This window comes from Promicromonospora sp. NPDC019610 (assembly GCF_044389365.1).
Lineage (GTDB): Bacteria > Actinomycetota > Actinomycetes > Actinomycetales > Cellulomonadaceae > Promicromonospora.
In genome coordinates, this window is the sequence record NZ_JBIRXX010000004.1 from 108618 (window position 1) to 131161 (window position 22544).

Below are 22544 nucleotides of genomic sequence, written 5' to 3' on the forward strand. Positions count from 1 at the left end.
GTCCGCATGGTGTGGAGCGGACGCCGGCTACAGGAGCACCTCACGTGACGCCTTCCAGCACCACCGGTTCGACCATCGGGTCACAGGATGATCACGACGCACCTGAGGCGAACGCCCAGGTCACCACTGGTGGGGAGGCTCCGGCGGACGCTGCGCCCGCCAAGCGCCCGCGTCGTCGGGCCACGCGGTCCGTCGTCTCGACGGCGACGAACGTGGAGCCCATCGTCGTCGGCCCGTCCGACGCCCCCGCAGCCCCGGCGGAGAGCCAGCCCGTGACCACGGGCGGCACCGCGGCGGTCGCGACCTCCGCTGCCCCCACGGCCGGTGAGCCCACCGCCAAGCGCCCGCGCCGGCGCGCCACGCGCGGCGTCTCGTCGCCCACCGCGGTCGAGACGCCTGCCGCTCCCGCGCCCGTCGAGGAGCCGACGGCGGACCAGCCGGTCGCCGCCGAGCCCATCGTGGCCGTCGTGGCCGAGGAGGCCGCGCCCGCCGAGACGGAGATCACGGAGGCGGCCACCGCCGTCGAGCCCGAGGCCGTCGTGGCCGCGGAGCCCGAGGTCCCCGCAGAGACTGTCCCCACGGAGACTGGGGCTCCGGCCGAGGCAGAGGCTCCGCCCGAGCCCGAGCCCGAGCCCGAGCCCGAGGCCGTCCAGCCCGAGGCCCCGGCCGAGCAGGCCGCCCCGCTCGACCTCGACCTGCCGGAGCCCGTCGCGGGCGCCGAGCCGGCTGCCGCCGAGGCGCCGGCCCGCGGGGTCGCGAGCCTCGACGACATCGTGCTGCCCGGCGGTCCGTCCGCCGAGCCCGCCGCGACGGAGCAGACCGCGCCGAAGCGCCGGACCCGCAGGAAGGTCGAGCCGACGGCGGAGGCCGCCACGGCCGAGCCGTCCGCCGGGACCGCCGCGGAGCCCGCGGCCGAGGCGGCTCCCAAGCGCAGCCGCGCGCGCCGCAAGCCCGCCGCAGAGCAGGCCGTCGAGCAGACGCCGGCGGCCGCCGCCCCGGTCGAGCCGGATGCGGCGGAGGCGCCGGCTGCCGAGGCGCCCGTCGCCGAGGCCCCGGCCGAGCCCGACACCCGGTCCCGCACGCGCCGCGGCGGTCGCCGCCCGGCGTTCGAGCAGCCCGAGGCGCCCGCGCAGCCCGCGACGTCGCCCGCCGCGACCACGGCCGGCACGCGCGTGCCGCGGCTGGCCACCACGGCGCTGCTGTTCCAGGCGCCGGACGACTCGTCGGCGCGCCGTGCGCGCCGTGCGCAGGCTCCCGCCGGGCCGCCGCGTCCGCAGGACCTGACCCCGACGTTCGCCCGTCCGGTCGCCCGCCCCGTCGAGCCCGCGCCCGAGCAGGCCGCGCCCGAGCGCCGCGCGCCCCGGGCCGAGGTCCCCGCGACCCCGGCTGCCGAGGCGCCGGTCGCCGCGGCGCCCGCCGTCGACGCGCCCGCCCAGGCTCCGTCCGAGGCCGCTCCGGAGCCCCGGACCCGCAGGTCCGGTTCGCGCCGGGCCGTGCGCCGCACGGGTGAGCCGGCCGCGCAGCCCGCTGCCGAGTCCACGACGCAGGCCGGCACGCCGGACGTCGCGCGAGAGAGCACGCAGTCCGACGCCGAGCCCACGGGTGACGCCCCGGTCGAGACGGCCGCCCCGGAGGCCGCGGTCCCGGCGGCCCCGCAGTTCATCGCCGCCGAGCTGAGCGAGGACGACGCGGCGGCGGTCGACGAGGTCGGTGCCATCGAGGAGGAGCTCGTCGCCGAGGGTGTCGAGCTCGAGGAGCTCGCCCCGGCGGACTTCGAGGAGTACGACGACGAGGAGGTGCGCCCGTCGCGCCGCCGTCGTCGCCGGGGTGGCCGCGGCCGCCGTGGCGGCCGCACGCGCTCGGACGACATGGACGACTCGGCGGACGAGGACCAGGACGACGAGTCCGAGGAGGACGCCCAGTCGTCCGCGGACGAGGACGGCGACGCCGAGGACGCCGGCCAGGACGCCGCCGAGGGCGACGAGGGCGAGGGCGAGGGCGAGGGCGGCAGCCGTCGTCGGCGTCGGCGTCGCCGGGGCACCCGCGGCGAGCGGGCCGAGGCCGCGGCCGCCCGGACGAGCCGCAGCGACGAGGTCACCGCGCTCAAGGGCTCGACGCGTCTCGAGGCGAAGCGTCAGCGGCGCCGCGAGGGCCGCGACCACGGCCGTCGTCGCCAGATCATCACCGAGGCCGAGTTCCTGGCCCGCCGCGAGTCGGTGCAGCGGTCGATGATCGTGCGCGAGAAGGACGGCCGTACGCAGATCGCGGTGCTGGAGGACGGTGTGCTCGTGGAGCACTATGTCTCGCAGCAGTCGCAGGCGTCGATGGCCGGCAACGTCTACCTGGGCCGCGTGCAGAACGTGCTGCCGTCCATGGAGGCCGCGTTCGTCGACGTCGGCAAGGGCCGCAACGCCGTGCTGTACGCGGGCGAGGTCAACTGGGACGCGGCGGGCCTGGAGGGCCAGCCGCGCCGCATCGAGCAGGCGCTCAAGTCGGGCGACTCGGTCCTGGTGCAGGTCACCAAGGACCCGATCGGCCACAAGGGCGCCCGGCTCACCAGCCAGGTCACGCTCGCGGGCCGATACCTCGTGTTCGTGCCCGGCGGCGGCATGACCGGCATCAGCCGCAAGCTGCCCGACACCGAGCGGTCGCGCCTCAAGAAGATCCTCCGCGAGGTCGTGCCCGACGGCGCAGGCGTCATCGTGCGCACCGCCGCCGAGGGGGCCAGCGAGGACGAGCTGCGCGCCGACGTCGAGCGCCTGCAGGGCCAGTGGGACGCCATCCAGGCCAAGTCCAAGAAGGCGAACGCCCCGGCGCTGCTGCAGGGTGAGCCGGACATGGCGATCCGCGTGGTCCGCGACATCTTCAACGACGACTTCTCGTCGCTCGTGGTGCAGGGCGAGGGCGCGTGGGACGAGATCGCGCACTACGTCGAGGAGCTGGCCCCGGACCTGCGCGAGCGCGTGTCCAAGTGGGTCGAGAACACTGACGTGTTCACGGTGCACCGGGTGGACGAGCAGCTCGCCAAGGGCATGGACCGCAAGGTCTGGCTGCCCTCGGGCGGCTCGCTGGTCATCGACCGCACCGAGGCCATGACCGTCGTGGACGTCAACACCGGCAAGTTCACCGGTGCGGGCGGCACGCTCGAGGAGACCGTCACGCGGAACAACCTCGAGGCGGCCGAGGAGATCGTGCGGCAGCTCCGCCTGCGCGACATCGGCGGCATCATCGTCATCGACTTCATCGACATGGTGCTGGAGTCCAACCGTGACCTCGTGCTGCGTCGCCTCGTCGAGTGCCTCGGCCGGGACCGCACCAAGCACCAGGTGGCGGAGGTGACCTCGCTGGGCCTGGTCCAGATGACGCGCAAGCGCGTGGGTCAGGGTCTGGTCGAGGCGTTCTCCGAGACCTGCGAGCACTGCAAGGGCCGCGGCTTCATCGTGCACGAGGAGCCCGTCGAGAAGCCGGGTTCCGGCGTCGGCCCCGGTTCCGCCGCGGTCGAGGAGAGCCCGCGCGCCGCGCGGTCGCGCCGCAAGCGCGGCAAGGAGGCCAAGGAGAAGGTGGCCCCCGCGCCGGAGCAGACGGCGCCGGTCGCCAGCCTGCCCGAGGAGCGGTCCGAGGCGCGCGAGGCCGTCAAGGCCACGCTCGCCACGATCGCCGCCGCGGCGCAGCACGCGCACGAGACGCAGGACGCGACGGAGGGCGGGCCGTCCACGCTGGACGAGATCCAGCTGCCCGCCGCCGGGTCGGGCGCGTCGAGCCCCGCGTCGTCCGCCTCCGCCGGTTCGCCGGCCAGCGCAGACACCTCCGCCTCCGCGGACTCGCCGGCGGACGCCGCGACGTCGGCGAGCGACGCGCCGGAGGGGGGCTCCGGCACTGGGCAGCCGGAACCGCCCAAAGGAGCTGGCGACGAGGTCGCCTGAGCAGAAGAAGGGATTCTGGGCGCGGCTGCTGGGCCGCTGACCTGATCCGGACGAGGGTCGCCACCGCGAGGTGGCGGCCCTCGTTTTTTGTTGCGCCCCGGGTTTTGTTGCGCGCCGCGCACGTTCTGTGGTTCATTAGTCGAGTAATGAACCAATGAAGCGCGACCGAGACGACGGAGACCGAGATGACAACGATCGCCGCGAGGCCGACCACCCGGCTGGGGTACGTCGACAACCTGCGGATCCTGCTGACCGTGCTGGTCCTGGCCCACCACTGCGCGCTGACCTACGGCGCACTCCCGATCTGGTACTGGACCGAGCCCAGCGAGAGCGTGTCCGGGCTCGCGCTCATGGTGTTCGTGATCGCGAACCAGCTCTGGTTCATGGGCTCCTTCTTCCTGCTCTCCGGCCTGTTCGTCCCCGGTTCGGTGGACCGCAAGGGGCCGGGCGCGTTCGCCCGCGACCGGATCGTCCGGCTGGGCGTCCCCCTGGTCGCCTTCTGGCTCGTGGCGCGGCCGGCGCTGTCCCTGCCGGGCTGGCCCGAGCGCCGCGCGGCGGGGGAGTCGTTCCTCCACTTCTGGTTCAGCGTGGGCGACCCCGGGCCGATGTGGTTCGTCGAGGTGCTCCTCGTGCTGTCCCTCGCCTACGCCGCGTTCCGCGCCCTGCGGGCACGGTCGGCGGCTCGGCGTGGTGCGCTCGTCGGTCCGGAGGTCGCCGCTGACGCCGCTCCGGCCCTGGTGGCCCAGCCCCTGAGCTTCCGCGCGATCGCCGGGTTCGTCGCGGTCCTGACCGTCGTGACCGCCCTCTGGCGGCTCGCCGTGCCGATGGGTACGTACTGGGTGGGCGTCGGCCTCCCGTCGCCGGCCTACCTGCCGCAGTACGTGCTGCTCTTCGTCGCGGGGCTGCTCGCCGCGCGCCGCGGCTGGCTGACCTCGCTCACGGCGCGGCAGGGCCGGGCCGCGCTGATCGTGGCGCTCGTCGGCGTGGCGCCGGCGCTGGGCCTGTCGGCCCTCGCGAGCGCGCCGGACGCCGGTATCCTCGCGCTGCTCGGCCAGAGCCTCGCCGAGAACGTCGTCGCGATCGGCGCGGTCGTGGGCCTGCTGGTGCTGTTCCGGGAGCGGTTCTCCGGTCAGCCGGCCTGGGCCCGGTTCGCAGCGCAGCACTCGTTCGCGGTGTACGTCATCCACCCGCTGGTGCTGGTGGGCGTCGCGGTGCTGCTGTCGCCGCTCGTGGCCCCCGCGGGCGTGAAGTTCCTGGTGCTGCTCGCCCTGTCGGTGCCGCTGTGCTGGGGCGCCGCCTACCTGCTGCGGCGCATCCCGGGCGTGGCGCGGGTGCTGTAGGTCGCGGTTGCCTCAGGTCGCGGGGCGGCGTCAGCCGTCCCGCGACAGTCGCCCGTAGAAGTCGGCGATCGTCTGCGAGAAGAGCTCGGGGAGCTGGACGTTCCAGGGGTGTCCCGCGCGCGGGATGATGCGCAGCTCCGCGTGCGGGATCCGTGCGGCCAGCTCACGTGCCGCCGGGATGTTCGCGGCGTCGCGACTGCCGCACAGGACGAGCGTCGGCGCCTCGATGCTCGGCAGCCCGGCCCGGAAGTCCGTGTCCGCGACGACCCGGAGGGCGCCGAGCCACTGTGCCTTGGTCATCTCCATGCCGGCGGCGGTGCTCTCCGGCAGCATCCGGACGATCGTGCGCTGGATCGCCATGAGCGCCGGGTGGGGCCGCACCTGGCTGCCCGACAGCACGAGGGACGCGACCCGGTCGGGGAAGTCGAGCGCGAGCCGGGTCGCCGTCATCGCGCCGAGCGACAGGCCGCAGACGTGGACCCGGTCGAGGCCCCGTTCGTCGAGCAGCCGGCACAGCTCGCGAGCGGCGTCGGCCAGCGTGAACGCACCGGGTTCGGCGGCCCGGTCGAGGCCCGGGATGTCGGGCGCCAGCCCGGTCAGTCCGGCCGGCAGGCTGCGGAGCTGGGCGGCCCAGGGGTCCTTGCCGGCGCCCAGGCCGGGCAGGAACAGTACGGTGTCGACGTCGGCTGCCATGCCGGACAACGTAACGGAATGCTTGACTGGCGCCCATGGAAGACGGTCTGGGCGCCGGGCGCCTCGAGGTCATCGCCGGCCCGATGTTCGCGGGCAAGTCCGAGGAGCTGCTCCGCCGGGTGCGGCGCGCCCGGATCGCGCGGCGCGAGGTGGTGGTGGTGAGCCACGCGCTGGACGACCGGCGCGGCGTCGGCCGGGTGACGTCGCACTCCGGTCAGGGCGTGCCGTCGCACACGGTGTCGGACGCCGGGGAGATTCCCGGCCTGCTCGGTCCCGGGACCGAGCTCGTCGCCGTCGACGAGGCCCAGTTCTTCGGCGCCGGTCTGGTGCCCGTCGTCTCCGGCCTGGCGGACCGCGGGCTCGTGGTGGTCGTCGCGGGGCTGTCCGTCACCTTCGACGGGCAGCCCTTCGCGCCCCTGCCCGAGCTCATGGCGCTGGCCGAGTCCGTGGAGAAGCTCACGGCGGTGTGCTCGGTCTGCGGGGCGGACGCCGCGTTCCACGTCCGGCTCTCCGGGGCGCCGCCCGTGCCCGACGCCGGCTCCGCCCGGCCGGACGACGCCCTCGTGCCGGTCGCGGCCCACGTGGGCGGGTCGGAGTCGTACGAGGCCCGCTGCCGGAGGCACGCCGCCGTCGTGCCGTGACGGGCGCGGGCGCGGGCGCGGAACTACCGGCGCGGGGCCGCCGCCGGCGCCGCCGTCAGACCTTGCGCATGAGCTTGTACTGCGGGCAGTCGAACGGGTCCCGCGCGGCGAGCCCCACCGTGTTGAGGTAGTTGACGACGATCACGTACGACTGCGCGAGGCTCGTCTCCGTGTACGGGATGCCGAGGGTGGCGCAGTGCTCCCGGACGATCTCCGCGGTCCGGATGAGGTGCGGGCGCGGCATGCTCGGGAAGAGGTGGTGTTCGATCTGGAAGTTGAGCCCGCCCATGAGGATGTTCATGAACCGCCCGCCGCGGATGTTCCGGGAGGTGAGCACCTGCTTGGACAGGAAGTCGATCCGGCTGTCGGCGGGGATGATCGCCATGCCCTTGTGGTTCGGGGCGAACGAGGCGCCCATGTAGACGCCGAACACGGCGAGCTGCACGCCGAGGAACGCGAACGCCAGGCCGGGCGGCAGCGCCCAGAACAGGATCGCGACGTAGGCGGCGAGGCGCACCGTGATGGTGACGAGCTCGCGGATGCGGGCGCGCAGCGTCTCGGGGCCGCCCGTGAACAGCGAGCGGATCGAGAGGACGTGCAGGTTCAGGCCCTCCAGCGTGAGCAGCGGGAAGAACAGCCAGCCCTGGTAGCGGTTGATCCACCGCTTCAGACCGCGGTGCTGCCGGACGCCCTCCTCGGTGAACGCGATCGTGTCGTTCTCGATGTCCGGGTCCTTGCCCATTTTGTTGGGGTTGGCGTGGTGTCGGGTGTGCTTGGTCATCCACCACGAGTAGCTGATGCCGACGGCGGCGTTGGCCAGCAGGCGTCCCACGCGATCGTTGCGCGGGCCGGACTCGAAGACCTGCCGGTGCGAGGCCTCGTGCGCCACGAAGGCGAACTGCGTCAGGACGAGGCCGAGCGCGCCGGCCATCAGGAGCTGGAACCACGAGTCGCCCAGGAGCACGAACCCGGTGACGATCCCGCCGAGCGCCACGGTGAGCGTACCGAGGGTCCACGCGTAGTACCCGTGGGCCCGGCGCAGGAGCCCGGCGTCGCGCACGGTGCGAGCCAGGGACGAGTACGTGCTGGTGACGGGCTGGGCGTTGGGATCGCGGGGTGTGGTCGGGCGAAAGCCGTCGCGGACGACGGGGGCCGTTGGGGCCATCTGGACCTCAGATGCTCGGGGTCGACTTCCCAGCCGTGGAGTCGGACGGTGCCGCCCGTCATGCAGATGCCCCTGAGCCTACGGGACCGTAGGTTGGCGTGCCGAGGGGCAGTTGTGGACGCCTCGCGAAGGGTTGAAGACGATGTGTTTACCTTCGCCTGACATTTCGGGTGAGGATGTCCGTCCTCGATCCGTCAGTCCTCGATCCGTCAGTCCTCGATCAGGGGCACGAAGCGGTAGCCACCGTGGTCGGTCGCGCGGGTGCGTCCGTCGGGCAGGCGCTCGATGAGGAGCAGCGTCGTCCGGACGGGGATGACCATCCGGCCGCCGATCCCCACCTGCTCCACCAGCGTGCGGGGGAGCGCGGCCGCGGACGCCGACACCAGGATGCGGTCCCAGCCGCCCTCCTGGGGGTGGCCGAGCACGCCGGGCGCGGACTGCACGAGCGTCGCCCAGCCCATCCCGGTGCGTCCGACGTTGGCGGAGCCCCACTCGGCGAGCCGGCTGTCGCGCTCGACGCCCAGCACGAAGCCCTGCGGCCCCGTCAGGTAGGCCAGGAGGGCCGTGGTCCAGCCGGAGCCCGCGCCGACGTCGAGCACGCGCGCGCCCAGCGGGACCCGCAGCAGGCGCAGCATCGCGGCCACCGTCGTCGGCTGGGAGGAGGTCTGGCCACGCCCGATCGGCAGCGGCTGGTCCTGGCCGGCGAACGGCCGCTGGGAGCGGGGCAGGAAGTCGCGGCGGGGTATGGCGCGCATCGCGCGTGCGATGTCGTCGTGCTCGGCGGCCGGCTCGGAAACCATCAGGTATCACCTGAGCCCAGGGTAGACACACGCGGATCCCGCCCGCCACGTGCCCTGTTCCGGTCCGGCGTGCCCATAGACTGCGGCCCGCCCCGACCGCGTCCACCAGGAGAGGCCTTGGCCACCGAGACGTCCGTCCCCCCGAAGCTGTCCGTAGCGGCCGTCACCGTGGCAGCGCTCACCGCGGTCGCGTTCTGGTCCCTCAAACCGGTCTTCATCTCGATCATCGGCGACCGCGGGGACTACGCCGAGGTCTACGTCGTGGCCGGCGCCATCTCGGTGCTGACGAGCCTGGTGGGCGCTCTCGTGCTGCGCAGGAGGACCGCGGCCGTCCTCCGGGGCGGGCGGAACAGCCTCTCCGGCGTCGGCTCGGCGGCCGTGTCGGGCCTCTTCCTCGCCCTCTGGTACTACGGCTTCTACCGGGCCCTCTACGGCGCGCCGAAGGTGGACGCGACGATCATCGCCTTCACCTGGCCCCTGATCGCCGTGGTCGCCATGCGCGTCTTCTCCCCGGCGACGGCGGCCCGGCTCCGGTGGAACGAGTGGCTCATGGTGCTGGCCTCGTTCGTGGGGGCGGCCGCCATCGGGGTGTCGAACGTCGGGGTGGCGCACGCCGGCAGCGGCGACAGCGGCGAGATCGTCTGGGCCTTCGTCGCGGCAGTCGGTAGCGGGCTCTACCTGCCCTTCGCGATCAACTCCACCCGCTCGTTCGACCGGGTGGTCGGCTCCCGCCCGATCGCCACCTTCTACGCGATCTCGGTGGCCAACGCCACGGCCCTCGCCGCCGTGCTGGTGGGGCTGTGGGTCAGCGGGCACACGCTGCGCTTCTACGCCTTCGACGCCCAGGTGCTGCTGGTCTGCGGCCTCATCGGCATCGGCACCTACCTGGTCGCCGAGATCACATGGACCTGGGCGTTCCAGGAGTACAAGTCGCTCACGCTGTCCTCGCTGCCCTACTTCTCGCCCGCGGTCTCCGTGGTGCTCCTGTACCTGCTCTTCGACGAGCCGGTCCGCCCGATCGCCATCGTGGGCCTGGTCCTGATCCTCTTCTCCAACCTGACCCTGCACGCGCGGCACCGGTCCATGAACGCGCTGTCCCTGTCGCTCGTCGCCACGGTGTACGTGGCGCTCGCCGCCCAGGTGCTGCCGCGCGACGTGCTGAGCTCGGTGCCGGAGATGGCCGCGGCGATCACCGGGCTGTTCGCGATCCTCGCCGGTTTCACGCTCGCCCAGGTGGCCGGCCGGCGCACGCAGGAGCTCGACGCGCGGGCCACCGTCGTCCGGCGGCTGATCGCCACCGACGACGCGCCGGGCAAGGACGCCGCGGACGAGCTGCTCCAGGACCTCATCGAGCTGGAGTACGACACCACCGCCGAGGGCAAGGAGGCCCGGGCGCTGCGGATCAAGCACGCCCTGTCCGGCGAGGCCGGGACGCGTACCCCAGCGCAGGAGAGCGCCCTGGACGCCTTCAACGGCTGGCTCTCCATCCACCTGGACCGGCTGTCGCTCGGTGAGCGGGCGGCCCTGTGGCTCACCGGCCTCGGCTCCATCGTGTTCGTGCTCCTGCTGCGCGGCGACTCCCCGCTGGGCAACGCCGGCGCGATCGTGTTCGCGGGCGGCGCGTTCCTGGCGATGTTCGCGATCCGGGACTACGACCGCAACAACATCCACGGCTTCAGCAGCCAGATCTGGCGGCTGGAGCAGGGCTTCCGCGAGATCGGCAAGAAGTACTACCTCCCCTCGGAGATCCTCGAATCCGGCGAGTTCACGGCCGCGCAGGTGCGGGACGGGATCCGGACACGGGACGGCGACGGGCCGATCCGCGTGGTCGAGTCCCTCCCGGCCGGCCGGGGCTTCAACGCCTTCTACCTGGGCACGGCGGCCCTGGTCATCCTCGCCGTCGTGCTCATGCCCACCGCGTTCAACGGTGAGATCGGTACGTCGGTCGCCGCTTCCGCCCCGCGCCCGGGTGAGGTACAGGCGGCGCCCGAGACCGAGGACGCCACCGTCACCGTCGCCGACCCGGGCTGGCCCGGCGCGAGCGTCACGGCCGAGGTCCTCAAGGGCGCGCTCGCGGCGGCGGACGTGACGGTCGAGGTCGAGGAGATGGACCACGTCGACGCCGTCGCCGGGATGGGCGCCGAGAACCCGGCCGTCCAGGTCCACCCCGACCTGTGGCTCCAGAACCAGGGGGTGGCCGTGCGCGAGTGGGTCGCCGCCGGGACCATCCAGCTCAGCGAGCACTCCTACACCGGCACCCAGGGCGTCTACGTCCTCGACGCGGCCGGCTCCGAGCAGGTGCTGACGGAGGCGGAGGACCTGTTCGACCCGGAGGTCTCCGCGCTCTTCGACAGCGACGGCGACGGTCGGGGCGAGATGTGGATCGGGCCGCGCGGCTGGGCCTCGACCGAGAACCTCGCGGCGTGGCTGGAGCGGAGCGGGCACGAGTCGATCGAGGGGGAGTCGTACTCCGCGACCATCTTCAAGGCGCGGATCGAGCAGGAGGCCGCCTCCGGCCGCCCCCTGCTCTTCTACGGGTACGAGCCCGACGGCATCCACGAGCAGTTCTCGCTCCGCCGGCTCGCGTCGATCCCGTGGGCGGCGGACCAGGGCGACGAGAGCGTCGACGTGCACGTCGCCTGGGCGTCCGCGCTGGCGGAGACTTCCCCCGCGGCGGTCCGGATCCTGCGGGACGTCGACCTCACGGACGAGGACCTCAGCGGCTTCATCGCGGCCGTGGACCACGACGGGCAGGAGCCGGAGGAGGTCGCCGAGCGGTGGCTGGCCGAGAACCGCGAGCGGGTGGCGGGCTGGGGACGGGCCGACGGATGATGCCGGAGGTGCGGTGCGGTGCGGTGCGGTGCGGTGCGGGCTTGGCGTGGGCCCCGACGTGGGCAAGGCCACGTCGCCGCCGGTTTGAACCCGCTGAGGGCATCGCGTAACCTTGTGCTTCGGTGTGCTGTCTGCGCACCCGTCCTGCGTGCCCATGGCGCATCGCACTCGACCGCCGCGGCGGAGCGAGTCACAGCAAAGCCGATGATCTCCGTCGTGCGCGCACGCCAAGACTAGAGAGATGAGTTGAACGTGGTTTACGCGATCGTCAAGGCCGGTGGCCGCCAGGAGAAGGTGTCCGTCGGGACCATCGTCGTCATGGACCGTGTCCAGGCGAGCGCCGGTGAGACCGTCGAGCTCCCGGCCCTCCTGCTCGTGGACGGGGAGAAGGTGACCACCGACGCGAAGAAGCTGGCGAAGGTCAAGGTCACCGCTGAGGTCGTGCGGGACGAGAAGGGTCCCAAGATCACGATCCTCAAGTACAAGAACAAGACCGGTTACCGGAAGCGCCAGGGCCACCGCCAGTCGCTGACCCGCCTCAAGGTCACCGGCATCAAGTGACTTCCGCTGCGGGCCTGCTCCGACGAGCGAGCCCGCGCGAGCTAGATACTTCTTCTTCTCCTTCGTCCCGAAAGACAGGTCAGCCAGATGGCACACAAGAAGGGCGCGAGCTCCTCGCGCAACGGTCGTGACTCCAACGCCCAGCGCCTCGGCGTGAAGCGCTTCGGTGGCCAGGTCGTCAAGGCCGGCGAGATCATCGTCCGCCAGCGCGGCACCCACTTCCACCCCGGCGTGAACGTCGGCCGCGGCAAGGACGACACCCTGTTCGCCCTCGACGCCGGCGCCGTGCAGTTCGGCACCCGTCGTGGCCGCAAGGTCATCGACATCGTCGCCGCCGACGCCTGAGACGTAGGTGAGGCGCAGGGTGAGAGCCGAGGAACGAAGGCACTCGCCCGTAGCCGATCCGCAGGCTCAGGCGTCCACGAGCGACGCCTGAGCTTCGGCTTTCGCGTGAGGGGGCGCACCGGTGACGGTGCGCCCCCTCACGTCTTTTCATGAGCGGCCCCGGGCCGCTCCACCTGAGCAGTACCTGAGAGGATCGAGACATGGCCAGCTTCGTGGACCGGGTGGTTCTGCATGCCGCCGGCGGTAACGGCGGGAACGGCTGCGCCTCGATCCGCCGGGAGAAGTTCAAGCCCCTGGCGGGGCCCGACGGCGGCAACGGCGGTGACGGCGGCACGGTCAAGCTCGTCGTCGACCCGAACACCACCACCCTCCTGGAGTACCACCACTCGCCGCACCGGCGGGCGACGTCGGGCACCCAGGGGATGGGCGACGACCGGGACGGCGCCAACGGCGGCGACCTCGTCCTGACCGTGCCGGACGGCACCGTCGTCAAGGATCTCGACGGCAACGTCCTGGCCGACCTCGTGGGCGCGGGCGCCGAGTACGTCGTCGCCGCGGGCGGCAAGGGCGGGCTGGGCAACCGCGCGCTGTCCTCGCCGCGGCGCAAGGCCCCGGGCTTCGCGCTGCTCGGCGAGGAGGGTGAGACCGCGGAGGTCGAGCTCGAGGTCAAGACGATCGCCGACGTCGCGCTGGTGGGCTTCCCGAGCGCGGGCAAGTCGTCGCTGATCGCGGCGATCTCCGCCGCGCGCCCCAAGATCGCCGACTACCCGTTCACCACGCTGGTGCCGAACCTCGGCGTCGTGCAGGCGGACCAGTCGCGCTTCACCGTCGCGGACGTGCCGGGCCTGATCCCGGGCGCGAGCGAGGGCAAGGGCCTGGGCCTGGAGTTCCTGCGGCACATCGAGCGCACGGCGATGATCGTGCACGTGCTCGACTGCGCCACGCTGGAGCCTGGCCGCGACCCCATCAGCGACCTCGACGTGATCGAGGCCGAGCTCGCCGCCTATTCGGGCGACATCGGCATCGCGGGCGGCCGCGTGCCGCTCGCCGAGCGTCCCCGCCTCGTGGTGCTCAACAAGATCGACGTGCCCGAGGCGCGCGAGCTCGCGGACTTCGTCAAGGCGGACCTCGAGGCGCGCGGGCTGCGCGTCTTCGAGATCTCGACGGCGTCCCACGAGGGCCTGCGCGAGCTCAAGTTCGCCCTGGCCGAGGTCGTCGAGAAGGCGCGCGCGGACGCCCCCGCGCCGGAGCCCGCGCCGATCGTGCTGCGCCCGCGCGCCGTGAACGAGTCGAAGTTCACCGTGCGCCGGCTGGGCGGCGAGACCGCCTACTGGTTCGAGGTGCGCGGTACCAAGCCCGAGCGCTGGGTGAAGCAGACCGACTTCAACAACGACGAGGCCGTCGGCTTCCTCGCGGACCGGCTCGCGAAGCTCGGCGTCGAGGACGGCCTGTTCAAGGCGGGCGCCGTCGCGGGCGACGAGGTGCGCATCGGCGACCCGGACAACGCCGTCGTCTTCGACTGGGAGCCCACGCTGCAGACCGGCGCGGAGCTGCTGGGCGGACGCGGGACCGACCTGCGGCTCGACCAGAACGAGCGGCCCACGCGCGGCGACAAGCGGCGCGAGTTCACCGAGCGCATGGACGCCAAGGCCGAGGCCCGGCGCGAGCTGTGGACCGAGCGCGAGGCGGGCCACTGGACCGACCCGGAAGACGACTGAGCCGGAGGCGCAGCGCAGGGTGCGGGCCGAGGAACGAGGCACGCGCCTGGAGCGGAGCCGGAGCCGTGTCAGACGTACAGGTCCCCCTGGTGACCTGTACGTCTGACACCAACCGGGAGGGTTCCCGGGGGGTGGGAATATCGAGCGTTGCCCGGCGGGCGAGGGGGGGGGCGGGGGGGGGGGGGGGGGGGGGGCGGGGCGCGGGGGGGGCGGGGCGCGGGGGGGTTCTCAGCGGTCCGGGCCCCCGTGGTCCCCTGTCCGCCCCCCACGTCCGGGTCGGGTGCCCGGCTCGTGGAATGAGCGAGCGTTCCCGGCATGCCTCCGGAGAGGATGAGGGTGTGAACCCCCTCGACCCCTCGGTGAACGCCCACGACGCCTCGGAACTCCAGGACGGCCCGGCCGTCCCGGGCCCGCGGTCCGCGATCGCCACCGCCCGGCGCGTGGTGGTCAAGATCGGCTCGTCGTCGCTCACCGGCCCGGACGGGCACCTCGACGTCGACGCGCTGCGCGGGGTGGTCGAGGTGCTTGCCGCCCGGCAGGCCGCGGGGGCCCAGGTCGTGCTCGTCACGTCGGGCGCGGTGTCGGCGGGCATCGGGCCGCTGGGTCTGGGGAGCCGGCCGCGCGACCTCGCCACGATGCAGGCCGCGGCCTCCGTGGGCCAGGGCCAGCTCGCGGGCCGGTACCAGGAGGAGTTCGCGGCGTTCGGCATCCAGATCGGGCAGATCCTGCTCACGGCCGAGGACACGGTCCGCCGCGCCCGCTACCGCAACGCCCAGCGTGCGCTGGAGCGGCTGCTCGCGCTCGGGGTCGTGCCGGTCATCAACGAGAACGACGCCGTCACCACCGACGAGCTGAAGTTCGGTGACAACGACCGCCTCGCCGCGCTCGTGTCGCACCTGGTCCGCGCGGACGCCCTGGTGCTCCTGACCGACGTCGACGGCCTGCACGACGCCCCGCCGTCGCGGCCCGGCGCCCGCCGGATCCCGCTGGTCGACGACCTGGCGGAGATCGCGGCCGTCGAGGTGACGGCGCGCGGCAGCTCTGTCGGCACGGGCGGCATGGTCACCAAGCTGGAGTCGGTGCGGATCGCGACCGGCGCCGGCGTGCCCGCCGTCCTGACGCTCGCCGCCAACGCGGCCGCCGCGCTCGCGGGGGACGACGTCGGCACGTTCTTCGCCGCCACCGGCCGGCGCACCTCGGCGCGCCGGCTCTGGATCGCGCACGCCGCTCGCACGCAGGGCCGCCTCCACCTGGACGACGGCGCCGCGCGCGCCGTGCTCGGCGGCCGCGCGTCGCTGCTGCCGGCCGGGATCACGCGGGCCGAGGGCCAGTTCGACGCGGGCGACCCGGTCGAGCTCGTCGCGCCGGACGGCGCCGTCGTCGCCCGGGGGCTCGTCGCCTTCGACGCGAGCGACCTGCCCGCGCTGCTGGGCCGCTCCACCTACGCGCTGCGGGAGGAGCTGGGGGAGGGGTACGACCGCGTGGTCGTGCACCGGGACGACCTGGTGCTGCAGACCGGCCGATGAGCTGACCGCCGGGCACGACCTCAGCCCCTTGCCCGGACGGTCCTTCGACTTCGGTCCGTTGCTCCGAGACCGGTCAGTTGACCGACCGATCTCGGAGCAACGGACCGATCTCGCGACTTCGGTCTCTTGCCCGCGTCCGTACCACGGAATCGTCCTCGGCATTCGCCCGCACCCGACGTACTCTCGACGCATGACGATCGTGAGCCAGTACGAGGCGACACCTGCCGGGGGCGATTCGGCGGGGGCCGGCACCCCGCCGCCGTCGGGCACCCCCGAGGTCGCGGGCACGGACGTCGCGGGCACGGACGTCACGGGCACGGACGTCACCGCCGCCGTGCACGACGTCGCCCGGCGGGCCAAGGTCGCCTCGCGCACCCTGGCCACGGCGAACCGCATGACCAAGGACGCCGCGCTCGGCGCCGTCGCGGACGCCCTGGTGGCCGCCGCCGACCAGATCGTCGCGGCCAACGCCGAGGACCTGGAGCGCGGCCGCGCGAACGGGATGTCGGACGGCCTGCTGGACCGGCTCGCCCTCACCCCCGACCGGATCGGCCAGATCGCCGCCGCGCTGCGCGACGTCGCCGCCCTGCCCGACCCGGTCGGCGAGGTGGTGCGCGGGCAGACCCTGCCGAACGGCCTGCGCCTGCGCCAGGTCCGCGTCCCGATGGGCGTGGTCGGCATGATCTACGAGGCCCGGCCCAACGTGACCGTGGACGCCGCGGGCCTGGCCCTGAAGTCCGGCAACGCGGTGATCCTGCGCGGGGGCAGCGCGGCGGCGTCGTCCAACGCGGTGATCGTCGCGGTCATGCAGGGCGCCCTGGCGGCGCGCGGCCTGCCCGCCGACCTGGTCCAGTCGATCGACGCCTACGGCCGCGCCGGCGGCGTGGCGCTCATGCGCGCCCGCGGTCTGGTGGACGTGCTGATCCCGCGCGGTGGCGCCGACCTCATCCAGACCGTCGTGCGCGAGTCCCTGGTGCCCGTCATCGAGACGGGCGTCGGCAACGTGCACGTCTATGTGGACGCGACCGCCGACGTCGACATGGCCGTCGCGATCGTGATGAACGCCAAGACGCAGCGCGTCGGCGTGTGCAACGCGGCCGAGACGCTGCTCGTCCACGAGGACGCCGCCCCGGCGTTCCTGCCGGCGGCGCTCGCCGCCCTGGCCGACGCCGGTGTGGTGCTGCACGGCGACCCGGCAGCCCTCTCCTTTGCCCCCGCGGGAGCCACCGTGCTTCCCGCCACGGACGAGGACTGGGCAACGGAGTACCTCGCGCTGGAGCTCGGCGTGCGGGTGGTCCCGTCGCTGGACGAGGCGATCGAGCACATCCGCACCTGGTCGTCCGGGCACACCGAGGCGATCGTCACGCGGGACATCGCGGCGGCGGACCGGTTCGTCGCGGAGGTGGACTCCGCCGCGGTGATGGTGAACGCGTCGACCCGGTTCACCGACGGCGGCGAGCTCGGCCTGGGTGCCGAGATCGGCATCTCCACGCAAAAGCTGCATGCGCGCGGTCCCATGGGACTGACCGAGCTGACCACCACCAAGTGGGTGGTCACGGGCGACGGCCACGTCAAGCCCTGAGGGGACTTTGGCGTCCTGGAGACCTCCGCAGGATCTCCTTGCGACCCGGTCCCGCGGTGCGCCCGCCGCAATTCGTCCGTGAGAGACTAAAGCCCACCTGAGCTTGTTCGACTAGGAGGAACACCCGTGCTGCACACCGCCGTCCTGGCTGCCGAGGCCGCCTCGGAGCACGCCAACGAGCCGATCGCCCCGATCGCGCTCGGCCTGATCGCCTTCGGCGCGCTCGTGGCCGCGCTGCTCGTCACGTACGCGTTCCGCAACGTCGGCAACCGGCACTGATCCATCTAGACGGGAGCCTGACGACCAGATGAGTGCACGCACCGCATGAGTGCCCCCACTGGGACCAGGCCGCGCATCGGGGTGATGGGCGGCACGTTCGATCCCATCCACCACGGTCACCTCGTGGCCGCGAGCGAGGCGGTCGCGCAGCTGGAGCTGGACGAGGTCGTCTTCGTTCCCACCGGCCGTCCGGGCTTCAAGCAGAAGCAGCGGGTCACCCCGGCGGAGCACCGCTATCTGATGACGGTGATCGCCACGGCGTCGAACCCGCGGTTCACGGTGAGCCGCGTCGACATCGACCGGGCGGGCCTCACCTACACGGTGGACACGCTCCGGGACCTGCGGACGCAGCGCCCGGACGCGGACCTGTACTTCATCTCGGGAGCGGACGCCATCCAGCAGATTCTCTCGTGGAAGGATGCCGAGAAGCTCTGGGACATGGCACACTTCGTCGCTGTCACACGGCCAGGGCACATGCTCACCGTGGACGGGCTTCCTCGGGACGGCGTGACGACACTCGAGGTTCCTGCACTAGCTATCTCCTCGACCGACTGTCGTCGTCGGGCCGAGGAGGGTTTGCCGGTCTGGTATCTGGTGCCTGACGGCGTGGTCCAGTACATCGCCAAGCACGGACTGTATCGAGGTCTTCACGATGAGTGACAACAAGGGTCGTCCCATGACGCGCCGCGAGATCCGCGAGCGTGAGGCTGCCGCCGCGGCTGCCGCTGCCGGCGGTGGTGCCGGTGGTGGCTCCTACCCGCCGCAGGGCGGACAGCAGCCTCCGCACCGTGGCGCGCCCGCACCCGCCCCTGCTCCCGAGGGAGGCTGGTCGCCGAACCCGGGCAACCCGCCGGTCGCCCGGCCCCCGCAGGCGACGGGCGGCTCGCGCGGCGTGGACGCGACGGGCCGGCTCACGCCGGTGCAGCAGCCCGGCGGCAACCCGTCGCCCTTCGGCCCCGGTGGCGGCCAGAACCGTCCGGGCGCCCCGTCCGGACCGGGCGGCCAGGGTGCCCCCGGCGGCCGCGGTGCGCCGGGCGGCCCCGGACAGACCGCCCCGCCGAGCCCGTTCGGCTCGCGCCCGGCGAGCGCACCCGTGCCGCCCGCGCCGCAGCAGGGCCGCTCCGCGCGGTTCGCCCCGCCGCAGGCGCCCGGCGCGCCCGCGGGGCCGGCCGACGTCGGCCAGACGACACAGTGGGGACCGCCCGCTCCCGCCCCGGCCCAGCAGCAGCCGCCGTCGCCGTTCGGCGCCCGTCCTGGTGCGCCGACCGCGCCCGGGGCGCCCGGCGGCCTCGGCCAGCAGCGCCCCAGTGCGCCGGGCCGTCCGTCCGGTGCCCCGCCCAGCGGTGCCGTCTCCGGCAGCGCCCCCGCGCTGCCCTGGGAGGCCGGCGGCCCGGCGGCTCCGCCGTCCGCGCCCCCGGGCGGCGCGCCCGGGGCCCCCGGCTCGCCCTTCCCCGGACGCCGCGGCGGGCCGGCCGGCCAGCCCGTTCCCGGCGGCCCGGGTGGTCCCGGCTCCGGTCAGATCGGTGGCCCGGGCCAGATGGGCGGCCCCGGTCAGCAGCACCCCGGTGCTCCCGGCCAGTTCGGCGCCGGCCCGATCGCCCCGTCCCGTGCCTCCCGCCGTGAGGTGGAGGAGGAGTGGGACGAGGAGGAGGACGAGGGCCCGCAGTACACCTGGCTGCACTACATCATCCTGGTGGTCGTGGCGTTCGTGCTCGGCCTCCTGATCTGGAAGCTCGTGCTCGAGGGGGACAGCGTCCCGTACCAGACGGACCAGGCGGCGGCCCTGCTGGGCGCTCTGCCGGGCGGCCTGCCCGGCTTCACGGGAGGTAATGCGGTATGACGGCGACCGAGCGGGCCACCGAGCTCGCGATCATCGCGGCGCGGGCGGCGAGCGACATCAAGGCGCAGGAGATCATCGCGCTCGACGTCAGCGAGCAGCTGGTGCTGACCGACGTGTTCCTCATCGCCTCGGGCGCCAGCGAGCGTCAGGTCTCGGCGATCGTCGACGCGGTCGAGGAGGCGCTCTTCAAGGAGGGCGTCAAGGCGATCCGGCGTGAGGGCAAGTCCGAGGCCCGGTGGGTGCTCATCGACTTCGGCGACGTCGTGGTGCACGTGCAGCACGCCGAGGACCGGACCTACTACGCGCTCGAGCGCCTGTGGAAGGACTGCCCGGCCATCCCGCTGCCCGAGGACGCCCAGGGCGGCGGCGACGCGACGGAGTTCCGCGACCCCGACGACGGCGCGATCCACCTGGCCGGGGACTCCCGCCTGTGACCGCAGGGACGATCGTGCTGCTGCGCCACGCGCGCACGGCGTACAACGCGGGCCTGCGCCTGCAGGGCCAGATCGACATCCCGCTCGACGAGGTGGGCCGCTGGCAGGCGGAGCAGGGCGCGACGGCGCTGGCGGCGTCGCACAAGGGGTCCCTCGTGGTCTCCAGCGACCTGCAGCGGGCCCGGGACACGGCGGCCGCGTACGCGCGGCACCTCGACCTGGAGGTCCTGACAGACGCCGGGCTGCGCGAGCGGTCGTTCGGCGAGTGGGAGGGGATGACCGACGCTGAGATCGCCGAGCGGTGGCCGCAGGAGCACGCCGTCTGGCGCAGCGGCGGCGAGCCCGAGGCGAACGGCGTGGAGTCCAAGGCGGTCACCGCCCGGCGCATGGAGGAGGCGGTGCTGCGGCACGCCGAGACCCTCGGCTCGGGGGAGACGCTCGTGGTCGTGTCGCACGGCTCGGCGATCACGCAGGCGATCACCCGCCTGCTCGGCCTCGATCCCGCGACGTGGCGCGGCCTGCACGGCCTGCACAACGTCCACTGGTCGCACCTGCGCGCCTCCGGACCGGGCGCGGCCCCGGCGTGGCGCCTCGTCGCGCACAACGTGGGCGCCGGCTACCCGCTCGACACGTGGCAGTCCGGGCCCGAGGCCCGGCAGTGACCGAGGGCACGCCGGTTTGAATTTGGTCCCTGGCGTCGGTCTGCATAGACTAACGACGCTCGCCCGGCCCAACGGCTGGGAGAGACCAATCTGGGGCTGTGGCGCAGCTGGTAGCGCACCTGCATGGCATGCAGGGGGTCGGGGGTTCGAGTCCCCCCAGCTCCACCCGCTGAGGGCCGCTGACCTGCACGAGAGTGCGGGTCAGCGGCCTTTCTCGTGCCCGGTGGGCTCGCTCCGCCCGCGTGGTCACTCCGCCTGCGGTGCTCACTCCGCCCACGTGCTCACTCCGCCCGTGTACTCACTCCGCCTCCGCGAACCGCTGCGTGCCGATGACACGGAGCAGGTCGAGCTTGTCGGCGGCGTCCGTGCCCTCCAGCGGCAGGAGGACCCGCACCCGGATGCCGGTCCCGGGCGTCACGAGCATCTCGCACCGTAGCCGGACCAGCCCGACCGTGGGGTGCTGGACGTCCTTCAGGTCGCTGTGGCGGACCGCGACGTCGTGCTGGTCCCACAGCATCCCGAACTCCGCGCTGTGCGCGGCGAGGCCGGCGACGAGCTCGGTGATCTCGTGGTCCTCGCCGCGGCGGGAGGAGGTGGCGCGAAGGTCGCTGACATGAGCCCGCGACAGGCGGGCACGGTCCGCCTCCGGCACGAGGTCGCGGGACGCCGGGCGGGTGAACCACCGCCAGTAGACGTTGCTGTCCCGGCCTGGGAGCAGCTCGCCCCGGCAGTGCAGGGCGTCGTCGAGCGCGTTGGTGTGGAGCACGTCGCCGAGATCGTTGTAGACGCACGTCGGCAGGTCGTCCAGGTGCTCGGCGAGCTGGCGCAGTCCCGGGTCGAGACGGCGGCCCACCCGCCGCGACGGGGTCGGCACACCGGCGAGGCGGAAGAGGTGGTCCCGTTCGTCCGGGGTGCACCGCAGCGCCCGCGCGAGCGCGGCTACCACCGACTGCGACGGGTCGGAGCCGCGTGCCTGCTCCAGCCGCGCGTAGAAGTCGCTGGACACGCCGGCCAGCACGGCGACCTCCTCGCGGCGCAGGCCCGGCGTCCGGCGGCGCGACGTCTCCGGGAGGCCGACGTCCGACGGCGAGAGCGCCGCACGCCGTCGGCGCAGGAACTGGGCGAGCCCGGGCCGGTCGATCACAGCCCCAGTATGTCCCTGCGGTCGCGAGCGCAGCCAGGACCGGACCGGTCCTGGATGAACCACGGCGACCGGACGCACGGTGGGGACATGACCATCAACCACATCGGGCTCGCCCGGCACATCCCCGTCCCGCCCGCGGTACCGACCGTCTCGGTCAACCCCGTCACCCTGCCGGCGCCCGACCGCGGTCTCCCCCTGGAGCTGCGGGTCACGGCGCCCCTGCACGGCGACGGGCTGCCGATCGTGCTCGTGTCCCACGGCGGCGGCAGCTCGTACCACCTGCGGTCCAAGGACGGGTACTCGCCGCTGGTCGACTTCTGGGCGAGCCACGGATTCGCCGTCCTCCAGCCGACCCACCTGAGCTCGCCCGGCGGGGGACTCGGCCTGGACCCGGACGCTCCCGGTCACCCGCTGTTCTGGCGCTCACGGATCGACGACCTCACGCGGATCCTCGACGGCCTCGACGCGATCGAGGCCCAGGCGGTCGTCGTCGCCGGGCGGCTCGACCGGGCGCGTGTCGCCGCCGTCGGCCACTCCGCGGGCGCCAGTACCGTCAGCGCGCTGCTCGGCGCACGGGCGACCGATCCGGCCGACGGCGCCGTCCTCGACCTGCGCGAGCCCCGCATCGGCGCCGGTGTGCTGCTCGCCTCGACCGGCAGCGCCGAGGGCATGACCGACGCCATGCGTGCGCGGTATCCGGAGCTCGACACCGACTTCTCGCACCTGACCACGCGGATGCTGGTGGTCCACGGCGACCAGGACGACAACCCGGCCGCCACCACCCGTGGCGCCGACTGGTCCGCCGAGCCCTACCACCTCAGCCCGGGCGCCGACGCCCTCCTGACCCTGCCCGGGGCGAAGCACTACCTCGGCGGCATCATGGGCTACGACCTCGCCGAGACCGACGACGAGGACCCCGAACGGCTCGCCGTCACCCAGCGGATGACGTGGGCCTACTTGCGGTCGGCACTCGACGCCGGTGACCCGGCATGGCAGCGGGCCGTCGGCGCCGTCCGCGACCACCCGTCGCTCGCGAGCGTGCAGACGAGGTAGCCGACG

The 22544-nt window shown here is 73.6% G+C and carries 19 protein-coding genes and 1 tRNA gene; 16 read left to right on the plus strand and 4 right to left on the minus strand.

Annotated elements, in window-relative coordinates; all coding sequences use genetic code 11:
* Nucleotides 1-44 precede the first annotated feature (44 nt).
* Both ACH45N_RS25355 and ACH45N_RS25360 read left to right on the plus strand, forming a co-directional pair.
* Nucleotides 45-3923, plus strand: a complete 3879-nt coding sequence (locus ACH45N_RS25355) for an Rne/Rng family ribonuclease (RefSeq protein ID WP_397398729.1) — start codon at nt 45-47, stop codon at nt 3921-3923.
* Between the two features lie 185 nt (nt 3924-4108).
* Nucleotides 4109-5263: an acyltransferase family protein gene (locus tag ACH45N_RS25360; protein ID WP_397398730.1), complete on the plus strand. Its 1155-nt coding sequence runs from the start codon at nt 4109-4111 to the stop codon at nt 5261-5263.
* A gap of 30 nt (nt 5264-5293) precedes the next feature.
* Here ACH45N_RS25360 and ACH45N_RS25365 read toward each other — a convergent pair whose 3' ends face one another.
* Nucleotides 5294-5956, minus strand: coding sequence for an alpha/beta fold hydrolase (locus ACH45N_RS25365; protein WP_397398731.1), 663 nt, complete (start codon nt 5954-5956; stop codon nt 5294-5296).
* A gap of 35 nt (nt 5957-5991) precedes the next feature.
* Here ACH45N_RS25365 and ACH45N_RS25370 point away from each other — a divergent pair, with 35 nt between their 5' ends.
* Entirely contained in the window at nt 5992-6597 is a 606-nt protein-coding gene (locus ACH45N_RS25370; protein WP_397398732.1) for a thymidine kinase, read from the plus strand.
* Between the two features lie 55 nt (nt 6598-6652).
* On the opposite strand, the gene ACH45N_RS25375 is transcribed toward ACH45N_RS25370, so the two are convergent.
* A complete protein-coding gene (locus ACH45N_RS25375; protein ID WP_397398733.1) occupies nt 6653-7762 on the minus strand; it encodes a fatty acid desaturase family protein in 1110 nt (369 codons plus the stop codon).
* 209 nt (nt 7763-7971) lie between these two features.
* The gene (locus tag ACH45N_RS25380; RefSeq protein ID WP_397398734.1) at nt 7972-8562 is read right to left on the minus strand and encodes a protein-L-isoaspartate O-methyltransferase; all 591 of its coding nucleotides are present in this window, start codon (nt 8560-8562) and stop codon (nt 7972-7974) included.
* A 117-nt stretch (nt 8563-8679) separates the two neighbouring features.
* Here ACH45N_RS25380 and ACH45N_RS25385 point away from each other — a divergent pair, with 117 nt between their 5' ends.
* The 12 genes from ACH45N_RS25385 to ACH45N_RS25440 all read left to right on the plus strand — a co-directional run bounded on the left by ACH45N_RS25385 (nt 8680) and on the right by ACH45N_RS25440 (nt 20506).
* A complete protein-coding gene (locus ACH45N_RS25385) occupies nt 8680-11394 on the plus strand; it encodes a glycine betaine ABC transporter substrate-binding protein (RefSeq protein ID WP_397398735.1) in 2715 nt (904 codons plus the stop codon).
* 252 nt (nt 11395-11646) lie between these two features.
* Entirely contained in the window at nt 11647-11955 is a 309-nt protein-coding gene (gene rplU / locus ACH45N_RS25390; RefSeq protein ID WP_377228594.1) for a 50S ribosomal protein L21, read from the plus strand.
* 87 nt (nt 11956-12042) lie between these two features.
* On the plus strand, nt 12043-12300 hold the full coding sequence (gene rpmA, locus ACH45N_RS25395) for a 50S ribosomal protein L27 (protein ID WP_020013784.1): 258 nt from the start codon (nt 12043-12045) through the stop codon (nt 12298-12300).
* Nucleotides 12301-12500: 200 nt separating this feature from the next.
* Entirely contained in the window at nt 12501-14018 is a 1518-nt protein-coding gene (obgE, locus tag ACH45N_RS25400; protein WP_397398736.1) for a GTPase ObgE, read from the plus strand.
* Between the two features lie 338 nt (nt 14019-14356).
* On the plus strand, nt 14357-15544 hold the full coding sequence (proB, locus tag ACH45N_RS25405) for a glutamate 5-kinase (protein WP_397398737.1): 1188 nt from the start codon (nt 14357-14359) through the stop codon (nt 15542-15544).
* A gap of 190 nt (nt 15545-15734) precedes the next feature.
* On the plus strand, nt 15735-17126 hold the full coding sequence (locus ACH45N_RS25410; protein WP_397398738.1) for a glutamate-5-semialdehyde dehydrogenase: 1392 nt from the start codon (nt 15735-15737) through the stop codon (nt 17124-17126).
* Between the two features lie 126 nt (nt 17127-17252).
* The gene (locus ACH45N_RS25415; protein WP_397398739.1) at nt 17253-17405 is read left to right on the plus strand and encodes a hypothetical protein; all 153 of its coding nucleotides are present in this window, start codon (nt 17253-17255) and stop codon (nt 17403-17405) included.
* 45 nt (nt 17406-17450) lie between these two features.
* Nucleotides 17451-18065, plus strand: a complete 615-nt coding sequence (nadD, locus tag ACH45N_RS25420; RefSeq protein WP_285108607.1) for a nicotinate-nucleotide adenylyltransferase — start codon at nt 17451-17453, stop codon at nt 18063-18065.
* On the plus strand, nt 18058-19245 hold the full coding sequence (locus ACH45N_RS25425) for a hypothetical protein (protein ID WP_397398740.1): 1188 nt from the start codon (nt 18058-18060) through the stop codon (nt 19243-19245). The genes nadD and ACH45N_RS25425 overlap by 8 nt, the downstream gene beginning before the upstream one ends.
* Nucleotides 19242-19679, plus strand: coding sequence for a ribosome silencing factor (gene rsfS, locus ACH45N_RS25430; protein ID WP_397398741.1), 438 nt, complete (start codon nt 19242-19244; stop codon nt 19677-19679). The genes ACH45N_RS25425 and rsfS overlap by 4 nt, the downstream gene beginning before the upstream one ends.
* On the plus strand, nt 19676-20341 hold the full coding sequence (locus ACH45N_RS25435; protein WP_397398742.1) for a histidine phosphatase family protein: 666 nt from the start codon (nt 19676-19678) through the stop codon (nt 20339-20341). The genes rsfS and ACH45N_RS25435 overlap by 4 nt, the downstream gene beginning before the upstream one ends.
* A gap of 92 nt (nt 20342-20433) precedes the next feature.
* A tRNA-Ala gene (locus tag ACH45N_RS25440) sits at nt 20434-20506 on the plus strand.
* 133 nt (nt 20507-20639) lie between these two features.
* Here the strand turns inward: ACH45N_RS25440 and ACH45N_RS25445 are convergent.
* Nucleotides 20640-21485 carry a helix-turn-helix transcriptional regulator gene (locus tag ACH45N_RS25445; protein ID WP_397398743.1) on the minus strand — a complete coding sequence of 282 codons (846 nt, stop codon included), beginning with the start codon at nt 21483-21485 and terminating at the stop codon, nt 20640-20642.
* 87 nt (nt 21486-21572) lie between these two features.
* On the opposite strand from ACH45N_RS25445, the gene ACH45N_RS25450 reads away from it, so the two are divergent.
* Nucleotides 21573-22538: an alpha/beta hydrolase family protein gene (locus ACH45N_RS25450; RefSeq protein ID WP_397398744.1), complete on the plus strand. Its 966-nt coding sequence runs from the start codon at nt 21573-21575 to the stop codon at nt 22536-22538.
* Nucleotides 22539-22544 lie beyond the last annotated feature (6 nt).